The following is a 14601-nucleotide window of genomic DNA, read 5'->3' as shown; positions in this document are numbered from 1 at the left end:
TTCTCGGGCAGCCACGGGCAAGACAACGGGAAGCTCGGGTGAATCGGCGCGGTGGCCGCGCGAGCGTCCTGCAATCCTGCCCCATGACCGTCCATGGGCGGTTTCGAATGGCCCTGTGCTATCTCGAAACCGGGTCTAGCCAATCGATTCGATTGGCCTTGCGCATGACCCCGAAAACCGCGGCTCTCGGAAAGTGCCTTGCGCAAATTCAAACTTTTAGAGCGTCCCTTTGCGCATCCAAATCGATGCGCGGCGCTCTATTTCCTTCATTGGAGCAATGGCTTGCTCCAATGCGCGACCGGCGGGCTCTCGAAAGAACCCGCCGGTCAATTCGTCAACGGCGCAGACCGAGCTTCTCGATCAGCGTCTGATAGCGCGCGTCATCCTTGCGCTTGAGATAATCAAGCAGGCTGCGGCGCTGGGAGACGAGAGCGAGCAGACCACGGCGGGAATGGTTATCCTTCTTGTGGTCCTTGAAATGGTCGGTCAGGTTCTTGATGCGCTCGGAAAGGATGGCCACCTGGACTTCCGGAGACCCGGTATCGCCCTTGGCGGTTGCGAATTCACCCATCAATTCCTTCTTGCGCTCGGCAGTAATCGACATCGTGTTTTTCCTTATCTGTTTGAGGAAACGGGACGCCCTCAGCCGGGATGTCGTCCAGCAGGGGCCGGTACAAGCAACGTGTCATTACACGATGCTGCGGCGCATATAGTGCAATTCAGGAAAAAACACCAGCCCAATTCACAAGCCGGCTTTTTGCTGCACAAACGAAGATTTCCCTTCGGCTAAAGCCACTTCTTCCATCTGAAGAAAGCGATAAGCCCGAGCGCGACAAGGGCCATGAACGCGAGCGCTGCCGGATAGCCGTAATGGGCCTTCAGCTCCGGCATGTTCCATGGCGACGTTTCGGGATCGAAATTCATGCCCCACACGCCGACGAGAAAGGTGAGCGGGATGAAAATCACCGAGACGATCGTCAGATAGCTGATGACGTCGCTGGTGCGCGCTTGGCTCAGCGACAGATGCATCTCGATCAGACCGGTCAGCATGTCGCGCTGGGTTTCAACCAGTTCGATGAGCCGAAGCGCGTGATCGAGCGTGTCGTTCAGAAAAACCTTGGTCTCGGGCTTCACATAGGGCACGTCGTTGCGGATCAGCGTCGCCAGCGCATCGCGCATCGGCCAAAGCACCCCCTTCAGCACATTGGCGTCGCGCCGCAACTCGTGAAGCCGCCGCATCTGGTGCTTGTCCGCCGCGCGCAGCATCTGATCCTCGATGCTGTCGACCAATTCGCCGGCAGCCTCGATCGGCGGAAAATAGCTGTCGACGATGGCGTCGATCAGCGCATAGGCGAGATAGTCTGGGCCGCGTGTGCGCAACCGGTTGGGCATCGAGCTTTCGATGCGCTTGCGCACGGGATCGAACGGATCGCCTTCGCGCTCCTGGAAGGTGACGACGAAGTTCTTGCCGAAGAAGACGGCGATCTGCTCGTAACGATGCGCGGTGACGTCATCGATCATCCTGACGACGACGAAGGCATGATCCTCGAAGAAGTCCACCTTTGGCCGCTGGCCGGTGTTGACGACATCTTCCAGCGCCAGCGGGTGCAGGCTGAAAATCCGGCCGATCTCCTCGATCAGAGGGATGCTGGCGAGACCCGTGCAGTCGAGCCAGATGACCGGCCATGTGTCGCAATTGGCGTTGACGTCATCGATGCTGGCGTTGTCGATCGTCTTGAACTTGTCGGGCGAGATCAGCGTCAGCCGCAGTTCGGTCCGGCGCGCCGCTGGATCGGCGATCAGCGTGCCAGGTGATGCGCCGATTGGCGGCCGCCGTGTTGTCGTCGACGCCCGCCTCTTGATCGTCTCGGCCTTTGCCATGTGCCCCTCGGATGTTGCGTCTGATCGAGATTAGACGACAGGACTCACCCGGCAAAGACCCGCTTCGGCTTGAACATGCCTTGTTCGATGGCGCCGATGGCGACCAGTTTACCGCGCGCCGTGGCGCAGGCTTCCTCGGCTTCCACCGGCGCGTCGCGGCCGCGGATGATGACCGGATTGCCGAGGCGGATTTTTGTCGCGGCATCGTCGCTGATCGCCACCTGCGGCAGACAGTCGAGCGCGGCGGCCGTGTCGACTAGAAGCGCGTCGATGGCGTCGAAGTCGACTGGCACATCCGCCGTGTCCGCTGATTCCGAACCTTCATCGCCCTGCTCGCCGAAACGGGCGGCTTCCAGTTCGGCGATGGTGACGAAGTCTTCCTGCGTGAACGGTTCGACCTCGATCCGGCGCAGTTCGGCGATGTGGCCGAAACAGCCGAGGTCGCGGCCCATGTCACGGGCCAGCGAGCGCACATAGGTGCCCTTGCCGCATTCGACCTCGAAAATGGTGCGATCCGCATTGTGCTCGATCAGGTCGAGACGGCCAATCTCGACTTCCCGCGCCGGGATGTCGACCGTCGCGCCGTCGCGAGCAAGGTCGTAGGCGCGCTCGCCTGATATCTTGATGGCCGAAAACTGCGGCGGCGTCTGCATGATGACGCCAGTGTATTTCGGCATCAGCAAGAGCACGTCGGCTTCGGCCGGACGCCGGTCGGAATTTTTCGTCACCGGCCCTTCGAGGTCATCGGTCGAACGCTCTTCACCCCAGGCAACCGTGAAGCGGTAGACCTTTGCGCCGTCCTGGACATAAGGCACGGTCTTGGTCGCTTCGCCGAGCGCGATCGGCAGCATGCCGGAAGCGAGCGGGTCGAGCGTGCCGGCATGGCCGGCCTTTTCCGCCTGGAACAGCCATTTGATCTTGGAGACCGCTTCGGTCGAACCCATGCCGACGGGCTTGTCCAACACCAGCCAGCCGGAGATCGGCCGGCCTTTCTTCTTGCCGCGACGCGCCACTATTTTTCGTCCTTGTCTTTGTTCTGGTCGTCCGGGGCGAGGTCGCGCGCCACTTCGGGCGATTTCAGCAATTCGTTGATCTTGGCGAAATTGTCGAAGGAGGTGTCGAGCCGGAAGCGGAATTCCGGCATGTACTTCATCTGCCGGAGCGCGCCTGAGACGCGGCCGCGCACGAATTTCGCATGCTTGTTGAGCGCCTCGACCACCGCACCGGCATCGCCAGCGCCGAGCGGCGAGACGAAGGCGGTGGCGATCTTCAGATCAGGCGACATGCGCACTTCCGAAACCGAAACCACCGCGTTCTCGATCAGCGGATCGATGATCTCGCCGCGCTGCAAGGTTTCGGACAACGCATGGCGCACCTGCTCGCCGACGCGAAGCATGCGCTGAGATGGGCCTGATGTGGATGAACGGGGCATTTTCCCTAATCCTGAAATCATGAGACACGGGATGGGACCGTGCCGCATGTCTCATATACTTTGGGCGGCGGTCTTTCGACCACCGCCCGGCTTGGCCTGAGATACTCGAACTCAGAGCGTCCTGGTCACCATCTCGACGCGGAAGCACTCGATGATGTCGCCGACGCGCATGTCTTCGTAGTTCTGGAAGGCCATGCCGCATTCCTGGCCACCCGGGACTTCCGCTACTTCGTCCTTGAAGCGCTTCAGGGTCTTCAGCGTACCTTCGTGGATGACGACGTTGTCGCGGATCAGGCGAACGCCCGCACCGCGCTCGACCTTGCCTTCGGTGACACGGCAGCCGGCGATCTTGCCGACCTTGGTGATGTCGAATATCTCGAGGATCTCCGCATTGCCGATGAAGGTCTCGCGACGCTCCGGCGAAAGCAGGCCGGAGAGCGCCGCCTTCACGTCATCCACGAGATTGTAGATGATGGAGTAGTAGCGGATCTCGATGCCCGCCGCGGCGGCGGCGGCGCGCGCCTGCACATTGGCGCGGACGTTGAAGCCGATGATCGCGGCACCCGATGTTTCCGCCAGCGACACGTCGCTTTCGGTGATGCCGCCAGCGCCCGCATGGACGATGCGCGCACGCACCTCATCGGTGCCAAGCTTGTCCAACGCCGCACTGATCGCCTCGATCGAGCCCTGCACGTCGCCCTTGATGACCAGCGGGAATTCCTTCAGCCCGCTCGTCTGCAGTTGCGACATCATCTGTTCGAGCGAACCACGCTGGCCGGCATGCTTGGCCACCGCCTTCTCGCGCGCCAGGCGCTGACGGTATTCGGTGATCTCGCGAGCGCGAGCCTCGTTGTTGACCACGGCGAAGCGGTCGCCGGCCTGCGGGGTTCCCTGCAGACCGAGCACTTCCACCGGCATCGCCGGCGGCGCTTCCTTGATCTGCTCGCCGCGGTCGTTGACCAGCGCGCGCACCCGGCCCCATTCGTTGCCGGCAACAAGGATATCGCCGGGCATCAGCGTGCCGGTCTGCACCAGCACCGTGGCGACGGGACCGCGACCCTTGTCGAGCTGGGCCTCGATGACGACGCCCTCGGCGGTGCGGTCCGGATTGGCCTTCAGGTCAAGGATTTCGGCCTGCAGCAGGATCGCTTCGAGCAGCTTGTCGAGATTGGTGCCCTTGGTCGCCGACACTTCGACGTCCAGCACCTCGCCGCCCATCGATTCGACGAAGACTTCGTGGCGCAACAGTTCCGAGCGCACCTTCTGCGGGTCGGCGTCATGCTTGTCGATCTTGTTGATCGCCACGATGATCGGAACGCCGGCCGCCTTGGCATGGCTGATCGACTCGATCGTCTGCGGCATCACGCTGTCGTCGGCCGCCACCACGAGAATGGCGATATCGGTCGCCTGAGCGCCGCGGGCGCGCATCGCAGTGAAGGCGGCGTGGCCGGGCGTGTCGATGAAGGTGATCTTGTGACCATTCTTCTCGACCTGATAGGCGCCGATATGCTGGGTGATGCCGCCGGCCTCGCCGGACACGACATTGGCGCTGCGGATTGCATCGAGCAGCGACGTCTTGCCGTGGTCGACATGGCCCATGATCGTCACCACCGGCGGACGCGGCTCGAGATCTTCGGGACGATCGGCGATGTTGAACAGGCCTTCTTCGATGTCGGACTCGGCAACGCGGCGAACCGTGTGGCCGAATTCGGTGGCGACCAGCTCGGCGGTGTCGGCGTCGATGACGTCGCCCGGCTTCAGGATCTGGCCCTGTTTCATGAAGAACTTGACCACATCGACAGCGCGCTCGGACATGCGCTGCGCCAGTTCCTGGATGGTGATGGTTTCGGGCAGAATCACTTCGCGCATGACTTTCTCGCGCGGTTCGTTATGCAGCGCGCGCTTGAATTTCTCCTGACGCCGACGCATCGACGACAGCGAACGAGCCCGCGCATCCTCATCGGAAAGTGCGGCATTCAATGTCAGCTTGCCGCGGCGGCGATCTTCCTCGCCCTTGGTCGGCTTGGCCGGACGCGCCACTTCGGGCGTGACCGGACGGCGCACCGGGGCACCGGCGCCGGTCCGCTTCGGCTTGATATCCTCGTCGTCGACTGTCGCCAATTCGGCGGCCAGCGGCGCGCGCCGGCGCGCCTCTTCCTCGGCACGCCGGCGGGACTCGGCCTCGGCCTGCAACCGGGCTTCTTCCTCGGCCTGGCGGCGCGCGGATTCCTCGCGCTCGCGACGGCGGCGCTCTTCCTCCTCGGCGCGGCGCTTGGCCTCCTCGATGGCGCGCTGGCGATCCTCGACGTCGCGCACCTTCGAACCTTCCAGGGCCCGGCGGCGCGCCTCCATCTCGTTACGCGACAATTCGTTCAGCACCATGCCACCGCGTTCGACGGGCGAAGGCGGCGGCGCCTTGGGCGCCTCCTGCACAGCGGGCGCTGCCGCGACCGGCGGCTTCGGCGTGAAGACGGACGCAGGGGTAACGGCCGGCTCCGGCTTGTCACCGGGCAGCGAGAACTTGCGCTTCTTGGTCTCGACCACAACCGCTTTGGTGCGGCCATGCGAGAAGCTCTGGCGCACTGTGCCCTGTTCCGTACCGGGGCGCTTCAGCGTCAAGGTCTTCTTCGGCGTAACACTCAACGTCTTGTCGTCGCCCGATTTCGTATCGCTCATTCCATATCCTCTGCGGCATCATCTTCGTCAGCAACGGCCGCAAGCATTGCCAGATCGTCCGGGGAACCGCCCCGATATCGGTCGAGCGCAACCATGCGCTTCTGGACCGCCCTGCCCGCGTCTCCCGCGAGAACGGCAGCATGTATCACATTTGTACCCCCCAATGCCAAGCTCAACTCGGCCTCGGAGAAAAGTTTGTAGGCAAGGATGGCGGGACCGCCGAGGTGGACGGTTGCCCGCCGCGCCTGGCTGATCTTGCGCACGCCGTCTTCGGACGCCTCGGCTGCATGGAGCACGAAAAGCGCCAGCCCGCCACGCACCGCGCTCTCGACCTTGGTAGCGCCGAGCGCAATCGCGCCTGCCTTGCGGGCAAGACCGAGCATTCCCAGAGCGGATCTGGAAAGCAGCCCGTCGACCATGCCGCCGAGATCGGTCGGCACGGCCACCTGCGCCTTAAAGGCGCGAGCGAACAGGTTCTTCGCTGCCGCCTTGTCGATATGTAGGCGGTCGGCCGTCACCCAGCAACCGCGGCCGGGCAGGTTTTTCTTGATATCCGGAACGACGGCCGAATCCGGGCCGACGACGAAGCGGATCAGTTCATCCGGTTCGGCCTGTCTGCGTGTGACGATGCAAGTGCGATCGTTCATCTCGTCCAAGGGCGGGTTGTGTGCGATGCGGTTTCACCTCACACACCAACGGCTTCGTCAGCCGGCACCTCTTCGGCCGCAAGCTCGTCTTCGGTGATCCAGCCGGCCTTGAGGCGGGCGGCCAGCACCATCTGCTCGGCATCGGCACGCGACACGCCGTGATTGGCAAGCACACCGGGGAACACCTTCGTCTCGCCGTCCTTGCGTTCCTTCCAGCCGGTCAGGTCATCGGCTGCATAGCCGGCGAAATCCTCGATCGTCTTCACGCCGTCCTCGCCGAGCGTCACCATCATGGCGGTGGTCACGCCGGGAATCTCGCGCAACTCGTCCTTAACGCCCAATGCCTTGCGCTTGTCGTCGTGCTCGGCTTCGATCTTCTCCAGATATTCGCGGGCGCGAGCCTGGATTTCCGAGGCGGTGTCCTCGTCGAAGCCGTCGATCGACGCGATTTCGCCGGCATCGACATAGGCGACTTCCTCGACGCTGGTGAAGCCTTCGGAGGCGAGTACCTGGCCGACCATCTCGTCGACGTTGAGCGCGTCCATGAACAGTGCCGAGCGCTCGACGAACTCCTTCTGGCGGCGTTCGCTCTCTTCCTGCTCGGTCAGGATGTCGATATCCCAGCCGGTGAGCTGCGAGGCGAGCCGGACGTTCTGGCCGCGGCGGCCGATGGCCAGCGACAGCTGGTCGTCCGGCACCACGACTTCGATGCGCTCGGCGTCCTCGTCGAGCACGACCTTGGCGACTTCCGCCGGCTGCAGCGCATTGACGATGAAGGAAGCGGCCGAAGGCGACCACGGAATGATGTCGATCTTCTCGCCCTGCAATTCGCCGACCACTGCCTGAACGCGGCTGCCGCGCATACCGACGCAGGCGCCGACCGGATCGATGGAACTGTCACGCGAGATGACGGCAATCTTGGCGCGCGAACCCGGATCGCGGGCGACCGACTTGATCTCGATGATGCCGTCGTAGATTTCGGGCACTTCCATGGTGAACAGCTTCGCCATGAACTGCGGATGGGTGCGCGACAGGAATATCTGGGGACCGCGCTGCTCGCGGCGTACGTCATAGACATAGGCGCGGACGCGATCGCCATATTTGTAGTTCTCGCGCGGGATCAGCTCGTCGCGGCGGATGATCGCCTCGCCACGGCCGAGATCGACGATGACGTTGCCGTATTCGACGCGCTTGACGGTGCCGTTGACGATCTCGCCGATGCGGTCCTTGTATTCGTCATACTGGCGGTCACGCTCGGCTTCGCGCACCTTCTGCACGATGACCTGCTTGGCCGACTGGGCGGCGATGCGGCCGAAATCCATCGGCGGCAGCTGTTCGGCAATGAAGTCGCCGAGCTGGGCGTCGGGATTGCGCTCACGCGCCGAGGAAATGGCGATCTGCGTCGCATAGTCGTCGACCTTCTCGACCACTTCCATCAGCCGCTGCAGCTTCATCTCGCCGGTATTCGGATTGATGTCGGCACGGATGTTGGTTTCCTGGCCATAGCGCGAGCGCGCCGCCTTCTGGATCGCATCGGCCATGGCGGCGATGACGATCGACTTGTCGATCGACTTTTCACGCGCGACCGCGTCGGCGATCTGCAGCAGTTCAAGCCTGTTGGCGCTTACAACCATCTTTTTTCTCCCGAGCTTGTTGCCGAGCCTTTGCGCCCGGCAGCCCAATCACATTTCCTGTTCGGTTTCGTCTTCCGCGCCCTGTCCCAGCCCCTCTGGCACGCCCTCTGGCGCGTCTTCGGGTTCGCCGCGGCGTTTCTTGGCTTCCTTGCGCGCCCTGTTGTCCTTCGACAGTGCATCGCGGATGAGGTCGTCGGTCAGGATCAGCCGCGCTTCTGCGATCGCATCGTAGGGCACGCGCACCGCCGGCTCCTCGCCATAGGCCGCCTTGTCGCGCTCGATCAGCACGCCGTCCGCATCGCTCTCGCCGATCTTGCCCTTGAAACGCTTGCGGTCGGCGACAAGGATCGATGTTTCCATCTTCACCAGATGGCCCGTCCAGGTCGCGAAATCCGACTTGCGGACCAGCGGCCGGTCGATACCGGGCGACGACACTTCGAGATGATACGCCTTTTCGATCGGATCATCTACATCGAGCGCAGGCGACACCGCCCGGCTGACTTCTTCGCAATCCTCGACGGTCATCGTGCCGTCTTCGCGCTCGGCCATGATCTGCAGCGTCAGCCCGTTCTGGCCCGACAGATGCACCCTGACAAGGCGGAAGCCGATGGCACGCAATACCGGCTGTACGATCAGCGCGATGCGCGCATCGATGCCGCTTTCGCGGATGATGCGGTCGTCGCTATCGCTTGCCGTTGTTGTCATTCGATCTCTGTCGCTCGCTTCGTGCGGCTCGGCAGGTAACAAAAAAGAGCGGGACCGGGTGGACCCACTCTTCGCCATACCGACCAAGAATTTGAGCCTGATATAGACGATCGCGGCCGTCGTTTCAAGTCCGCATGCAGAGCCGGGCGAAAGTGCCGGAGGCGGCAGCGTTGCACAGGACGCATGGCGGCCATGCGGCAACGTCCCTGGGATATCAGCGAACACGCGCCTATCTATGTTGCGCTGCACAAATTCAATCACGCATGCAGCAGAAAAAAAGGCATAAATCATGAGCAACCGAAAGGTTTTCTCGGCTATCGGCGATTTCTTCACAGTGTTCGGCAGCGCCGTCGCCGCTTCGCGGGCCGTCGAAGCCGGACGCAAGCCGCGCGCGCACGACCTGCGCAATCTCGGTGTGGATCCGGGCGCCTTCGACAAGATCGGCCGCTTCTAGGCCTGACGAAAGACGAGGGGTATCTCCAGCCTCGGCAAAGCGCGCGATGCGTGCTGTCGAAACTATGCCTATCTTCGGACGAAGGTAAGATAGGCTGGCCGCCGGCCTTCGCGAACAGCTTTCGCCTCGTAGCGCGTACCCGGCCACCCCTCATAGGGACGATGCCAGTCGGCCGCCTCTTCAGCCTGCCACGCAAACGCATCATGCGCCCGGCAGTGCAGCAGCGTCCAGTTCACATAGCTATCGATATCGGAGGCAAAGCGGAATTTTCCGCCTGACTTCAGGACACGCGCGAAACGGTCGAGATTGACCGGGCTGACAAAGCGACGCTTCCAGTGCTTCTTCTTTGGCCAGGGATCGGGATAGAGAAGGTCGATGCCATCGAGCGAGGCTTGCGGGAGCCAGTCGAGCAGGCGGGTGGCGTCGTCGTCATAGACCCGAAGATTGGCAAGCGGCCGTTTCCTGACCGCCATCATCAGCTTGGCCATGCCGTTGACGAAAGGCTCGACGCCGATAAAACCGGTCTCAGGAGCCGCCGTCGCCCGATGCAGCAGGTGCTCGCCGCCGCCGAAACCAATTTCGAGATGAATAGCGCAGACATTCGCTTCGAACAGGCTGCGCATTTCGGCCGGCGGTCCAGCCGTCAGATCGAGCCGGTAGGTGCTGAAGCCGCTTTCCAGTGCCGCCGCCTGCTGCGGACGGATGGTCTTGCCGCGCCGGCGACCGAAAAAAGCTTCGGTCGCGCGGCTTGGCCGATCTTTCGGATCCATTTCTTTCGGATCCATGACTTTCGGGCCCATGGGCGCCGCGATTAGGCGGCGACGGCTTCGGCGGTCGCTTCGGCGAGTGCTTCCTTGAGCGCCTTGGCCAAGTCGGTCCTTTCCCAGGAGAAGGACCCATCGCGGCCGGCCTTGCGGCCGAAATGGCCATAAGACGACGTCTTGGCATAAATCGGCTTGTTGAGATCGAGGTGACGACGAATACCGGACGGCGACAGGTCCATCACGGTGCGCAGCGCTTGCTCGAGTTTTGCCTCGTCGACCTTGCCGGTGCCATGCAGGTCGACATAGACCGACAGCGGCTGAGCAACACCGATGGCATAGGAAAGCTGGATGGTGCAGCGATCGGCGAGCTTGGCCGCCACCACGTTCTTGGCGAGGTAGCGTGCCGCATAGGCTGCGGAACGGTCGACCTTGGTGGTGTCCTTGCCGGAAAAAGCGCCGCCGCCGTGGGGCGCAGCACCGCCGTAAGTATCGACGATGATCTTGCGGCCGGTCAGGCCGGCGTCGCCATCAGGCCCGCCGATGACGAACTTGCCCGTGGGGTTAATGTACCAGTTGCAGCTGTCAGCGATCTTCAGCTCGCCCAGTGCCTCGCGGATATAGGGTTCGACGACCTTGCGGACCTTCTTCGAATCCCAGTCCGCATCAAGGTGCTGAGTGGACAGCACGATCTGCGTCACTTCCGCCGCCTTGCCGTCGATATAGCGGACGGTGACCTGGCTCTTGGCATCCGGGCCGAGCCGGCCGGCATCGCCGCTGCCTTCGTGGCGCGCGGCGGCCAGCAGTTCGAGGATCTTGTGGCTGTAATAGATCGGCGCCGGCATCAGATCCGGTGTCTCGCGGCAGGCATAACCGAACATGATGCCCTGGTCGCCGGCCCCTTCCTCGCCTTGCCGATCGGAGGCATTGTCGACGCCCTGGCCGATATCCGGCGACTGGCCGTGCAGCAGAACCTCGATCTTTGCCGTCTTCCAGTGGAAACCGGGCTGTTCGTAGCCAATTTCGCGGATCGCCTTGCGGGCGGCCGACTTGAACTTCGCCGGATTGACGAGCGGATGACCGGCGGCATCCATCAGGATGTTGCCGGCCTTGTCCTTCTTCAGCAGGGTCTCAGGGACGCGCACCTCGCCGGCAATGACGACGCGATTCGTGGTCGCCAGCGTTTCGCAGGCGACGCGGACCTTCCAGGGGTCCATGCCGGCCTTTCTGGCCTCGCGATAGACCAGATCGACGATCTCATCGGAGATACGGTCGCAGACCTTGTCAGGATGACCCTCGGCAACGGATTCCGAGGTGAATAGGTAATTTTGCCGCGTCACGGGTGTCCCCTCTTGAAAAAATATCGGCAAGCTGCCGATTGGCGCGCCACGTGTTAGCGGTGCCGGGCGCCGCTCGTCAAGCGATGCGGCCGTTCTGCCACGAAAATCACGCTATTATCTTGTACCACTGTGATCGGCTACCCCTGTGACCAGCGGCAGGATGCCGCCAGCGTGCCTAGCCCTAATCCCCAAATAAAAAGGACTTGAGGACGGGCGTCGAGCAAAATCGATCCCCTCTTGGGCACGCCTACGGAATGCAAATTCCACGATGCACGAGATCACGAGAATTTTGCGTGCCGCTACGACGGCCTCCGCCATTTTCGACTTTTCAGCGACCTCTCAAAATCGGCCCAGTCAATCGACTTCGTCGGCGGCAAGCGCCTTCACAAGCTCGATGATCTTGCGACGTATCTTCACGTCGGCGATCTTGACGAAGGCCCGGTTGAGTTGAAGACCTTCAGGACTGCCGCAGAATTCGACGGCAAAAGCCATCGATGAATCCTCGGCAAATCCGCGGTTGCCCACGGGCTCCTGACCCGGCGCGTCCTCGAAAAAGAAAGCGACAGGCGCGCCGAGTATCGAGGCGATTGCCTGCAAACGGCTGGCGCCGACGCGATTTGTCCCCTTTTCGTATTTCTGTATCTGCTGAAACGTTATGCCGAGGTTCTCGCCCAGCTTCTCCTGACTCATTCCCAACATATTGCGGCGAAGCCTGATGCGACTTCCGACATGGATGTCGATAGGATTCGGTTTCTTCTTGTTCTCTTCTGTCATTTTTTCCTCGCCGAATTTTTCCGGCTTTTTGTGTTTTTTTCTGCCCAAACAACGCCGGCGGCCAGTGCCCCAACAGAACGACATACCGACTTCGAGAAATTTTAGGCGGTTACAGTATGAGTTTCTAATGTGTCGACTGTCAATTCACCCGTAGCCTTTGCCTTACATTCAATGTGAACGAGGCCAGGACAAGCACCAACATGATCAGCAGTCCGTTAACGCGTCTTTGACCGGAGGAGACGACGGCTTCATTGGAGATCGGCACATGGGCATCGATGGCTCCGCGTGCGTCGATCGCCAGTGCATCGAGGATGCGTCCGCGCGGATCGACGACGGCGGAAATGCCGTTATTGGCTGCGCGCAACAAGGGCACCCCGTTCTCCACCGCACGAATCTGCGCCTGCCTGAAATGCTGGTACGGACCCGGCGTGTCACCGAACCACGCGTCGTTCGTGACATTGACAATAAGATCGGCTGACGCAACGTCAACTGCCACCAGATCGGGGAAGATGACTTCATAGCAAATGAACGGAAGCGCGCGGATGCCACCGGGCAGCACGATCGGATGCCGCTCATTACCCGCCGCGAAAGTCATCGGCCCGGCGACGAGCTGTTCGAGCCCGAAGCGGCCAAGCAGGTCGGTGAAGGGCAGATATTCGCCAAAGGGCACCAGATGAACCTTGTCGACGGCGTCGATGATTTCACCCCTGTCGTCGATCGCCACCACGGAATTGTAGTACCGCGTGTCGGCGTTTGCCGCCGAGCCGCCCTCCTCCCGGACGACGCCGGCGATCAGCATCTGGCCGCCGCCAAGCATCTCTCCCAGCGCGGTCAGCGCGTCGGGACGTTCGGTGAAAAGAAACGGCACGGAAGTTTCCGGCCACAGGATCAATTGCGGCTTGCCATGGCCAGGTTCGGGCGTCTTGGCCGAGAGCCCCATCATGGTGGCGAAGATGCGGTCGCGCACCGAAGCATCCCACTTCTCGCTGAGGTCGACGGCCGGCTGCACGATGCGGACATCGAGGCTGCGCTCCGCCGGCTTCTCCGGAGCAGCAAGCCTGAGATAGCCGAAGCCGACATGGGTCGCGACGAGAACCGCAAGCAGTGCCGCGCCCAGGCGGACATGCCGGCGCGCCGCAAGCAGGGCCGGCAATGCAAAGACGAAGACTGCCAGCGCGTTCATGCCGACCATGCCGGTCACCGACACGCTCTGCATCAGCAAGGGCACCGGCATCGCCGCGTAGCCAACGGCATTCCAGGGAAAGCCGGTGAACAGGAAGTCGCGCAGCCATTCCGTCAGGCCAAAGCCGAAGGCCAAGGCAGCGATGCGGCCGATGTCGTTGCTCCACAGCAGCCGGGCAACCGCTGTCGCGAAGCCGTAGAAAAAGGCGAGCACCAGCGGAATTCCGACCACTGCGAAGGGAAGCGCCCAGGCGAAACTGTCGGCCTCGACGAGAAGTGCCGAGCCGACCCACCACAGGCCGGCGAGAAAATAGCCGAAGCCGAACCACCAGCCGATGGCGAAGGCCGGCCGCAGCCGCCGGAGCCAGCCATCGGAGGCTTCGCCGGTCGCGCCGTCGAGGAGCCAGACCAGCAACGGAAACGAAACGAAACAGACGGCGAAGAAATCGTAAGGCGCCTGGGCAAGAACCGCCAGCGCCCCGGCAAGAAACGCCACGAGCGCGCGTCGCCAACCCCACAGCAGAATTATCCGGCCGGCCAGGCGCTGCATCAATGCTTCCGAGTCGCGCGAATCACGGAGCAAGATTTATCAGGCTGCGGTCCACGCTCCAAACCCGGATGAGCGCGATCCGATTATAGCGGCTATCGGTGCCAGCCCTCGATCCGCAAACCGCTCAACTGCTCCGCTTCCTCGCGTGGAATGGAGCGTACGGTCTGGGAAAAGGTCCAGACGTGACCTTCAGGATCGCGCGCCCTGTATTGCCGTTCACCGTAGAACTGGTCGGCTGGCTCCTGGACGATCCCGGCGCCCGCGGCCCTTGCGCGATCGCAGTGGGCATCTATGCCGTCCTTCAGGCGCACATAGACCGACTGCGTGTTCTTGCCTCCAAGCGAAGCGGGGCTGGCGACATGGTCGGCCCATTCGGAATCGACGATGATATAGCCGTCACCGAACCGCATCTCGGAATGGACGAGCCTGCCATCGGCGTCGCTGACCACCATGCTCGGCTCGAAGCCGAAGGCCTTTTCAAGCCAGATCAATGCGGCGCGCGGATCCTTGTAGAATATGCTGGAGCCCAAGGTCGAGTGCTTGAACGGATCGTCGACCGTCATCG

The 14601-nt window shown here is 62.4% G+C and carries 14 protein-coding genes; 1 reads left to right on the top strand and 13 read right to left on the bottom strand.

Annotated features, from left to right (window positions below; translation table 11 throughout):
- Positions 1-334: 334 nt before the first annotated feature.
- The 8 genes from rpsO to rimP form a co-directional block, all read right to left on the bottom strand.
- Positions 335-646, bottom strand: a complete 312-nt coding sequence (rpsO, locus tag E5X88_RS25195; RefSeq protein ID WP_280953385.1) for a 30S ribosomal protein S15 — start codon at positions 644-646, stop codon at positions 335-337.
- A gap of 140 nt (positions 647-786) precedes the next feature.
- A complete protein-coding gene (corA, locus tag E5X88_RS25190; protein WP_292166080.1) occupies positions 787-1881 on the bottom strand; it encodes a magnesium/cobalt transporter CorA in 1095 nt (364 codons plus the stop codon).
- Between the two features lie 44 nt (positions 1882-1925).
- A complete protein-coding gene (gene truB / locus E5X88_RS25185; protein WP_292166078.1) occupies positions 1926-2894 on the bottom strand; it encodes a tRNA pseudouridine(55) synthase TruB in 969 nt (322 codons plus the stop codon).
- Entirely contained in the window at positions 2894-3313 is a 420-nt protein-coding gene (gene rbfA / locus E5X88_RS25180) for a 30S ribosome-binding factor RbfA (protein ID WP_292166076.1), read from the bottom strand. Before rbfA ends, truB begins: the two co-directional genes overlap by 1 nt.
- Positions 3314-3424: 111 nt before the next feature.
- Positions 3425-5989 carry a translation initiation factor IF-2 gene (gene infB, locus E5X88_RS25175; protein ID WP_292166074.1) on the bottom strand — a complete coding sequence of 855 codons (2565 nt, stop codon included), beginning with the start codon at positions 5987-5989 and terminating at the stop codon, positions 3425-3427.
- A complete protein-coding gene (locus E5X88_RS25170) occupies positions 5986-6636 on the bottom strand; it encodes an RNA-binding protein (RefSeq protein WP_292166073.1) in 651 nt (216 codons plus the stop codon). The genes infB and E5X88_RS25170 overlap by 4 nt, the downstream gene beginning before the upstream one ends.
- Positions 6637-6674: 38 nt before the next feature.
- Positions 6675-8270, bottom strand: coding sequence for a transcription termination factor NusA (gene nusA, locus E5X88_RS25165; RefSeq protein WP_292166071.1), 1596 nt, complete (start codon positions 8268-8270; stop codon positions 6675-6677).
- A 48-nt stretch (positions 8271-8318) separates the two neighbouring features.
- Positions 8319-8975, bottom strand: coding sequence for a ribosome maturation factor RimP (gene rimP / locus E5X88_RS25160; RefSeq protein ID WP_292166070.1), 657 nt, complete (start codon positions 8973-8975; stop codon positions 8319-8321).
- Between the two features lie 289 nt (positions 8976-9264).
- On the opposite strand from rimP, the gene E5X88_RS25155 reads away from it, so the two are divergent.
- Positions 9265-9429: a hypothetical protein gene (locus E5X88_RS25155; protein WP_292166069.1), complete on the top strand. Its 165-nt coding sequence runs from the start codon at positions 9265-9267 to the stop codon at positions 9427-9429.
- 68 nt (positions 9430-9497) lie between these two features.
- Here the strand turns inward: E5X88_RS25155 and trmB are convergent, their stop codons facing one another.
- From trmB to E5X88_RS25130, 5 genes are all read right to left on the bottom strand, one after another.
- Positions 9498-10199, bottom strand: coding sequence for a tRNA (guanosine(46)-N7)-methyltransferase TrmB (trmB, locus tag E5X88_RS25150; RefSeq protein ID WP_292166068.1), 702 nt, complete (start codon positions 10197-10199; stop codon positions 9498-9500).
- Between the two features lie 41 nt (positions 10200-10240).
- Positions 10241-11530, bottom strand: coding sequence for a methionine adenosyltransferase (gene metK / locus E5X88_RS25145; RefSeq protein WP_292166066.1), 1290 nt, complete (start codon positions 11528-11530; stop codon positions 10241-10243).
- A 354-nt stretch (positions 11531-11884) separates the two neighbouring features.
- A complete protein-coding gene (locus E5X88_RS25140) occupies positions 11885-12304 on the bottom strand; it encodes a helix-turn-helix domain-containing protein (RefSeq protein WP_292166064.1) in 420 nt (139 codons plus the stop codon).
- Positions 12305-12443: 139 nt separating this feature from the next.
- A complete protein-coding gene (gene lnt / locus E5X88_RS25135) occupies positions 12444-14036 on the bottom strand; it encodes an apolipoprotein N-acyltransferase (protein WP_292166063.1) in 1593 nt (530 codons plus the stop codon).
- Between the two features lie 92 nt (positions 14037-14128).
- Entirely contained in the window at positions 14129-14599 is a 471-nt protein-coding gene (locus tag E5X88_RS25130) for a VOC family protein (RefSeq protein ID WP_292166061.1), read from the bottom strand.
- Between the last annotated feature and the right edge of the window lie 2 nt (positions 14600-14601).

Source organism: Mesorhizobium sp. (genome assembly GCF_004962245.1).
Classification (GTDB): domain Bacteria; phylum Pseudomonadota; class Alphaproteobacteria; order Rhizobiales; family Rhizobiaceae; genus Mesorhizobium.
This window is presented reverse-complemented; position numbering and strand designations above follow the sequence as displayed.

Coding starts and splice junctions, on each gene's coding strand:
- corA (WP_292166080.1), bottom strand. CDS start 1,881: ATGGCAAAGGCCGAGACGATCAAGAGGCGGGCGTCGACGACAACACGG.
- rbfA (WP_292166076.1), bottom strand. CDS start 3,313: ATGCCCCGTTCATCCACATCAGGCCCATCTCAGCGCATGCTTCGCGTC.
- infB (WP_292166074.1), bottom strand. CDS start 5,989: ATGAGCGATACGAAATCGGGCGACGACAAGACGTTGAGTGTTACGCCG.
- E5X88_RS25170 (WP_292166073.1), bottom strand. CDS start 6,636: ATGAACGATCGCACTTGCATCGTCACACGCAGACAGGCCGAACCGGAT.
- nusA (WP_292166071.1), bottom strand. CDS start 8,270: ATGGTTGTAAGCGCCAACAGGCTTGAACTGCTGCAGATCGCCGACGCG.
- rimP (WP_292166070.1), bottom strand. CDS start 8,975: ATGACAACAACGGCAAGCGATAGCGACGACCGCATCATCCGCGAAAGC.
- E5X88_RS25155 (WP_292166069.1), top strand. CDS start 9,265: ATGAGCAACCGAAAGGTTTTCTCGGCTATCGGCGATTTCTTCACAGTG.
- trmB (WP_292166068.1), bottom strand. CDS start 10,199: ATGGATCCGAAAGATCGGCCAAGCCGCGCGACCGAAGCTTTTTTCGGT.
- E5X88_RS25140 (WP_292166064.1), bottom strand. CDS start 12,304: ATGACAGAAGAGAACAAGAAGAAACCGAATCCTATCGACATCCATGTC.
- lnt (WP_292166063.1), bottom strand. CDS start 14,036: ATGCAGCGCCTGGCCGGCCGGATAATTCTGCTGTGGGGTTGGCGACGC.
- E5X88_RS25130 (WP_292166061.1), bottom strand. CDS start 14,599: ATGACGGTCGACGATCCGTTCAAGCACTCGACCTTGGGCTCCAGCATA.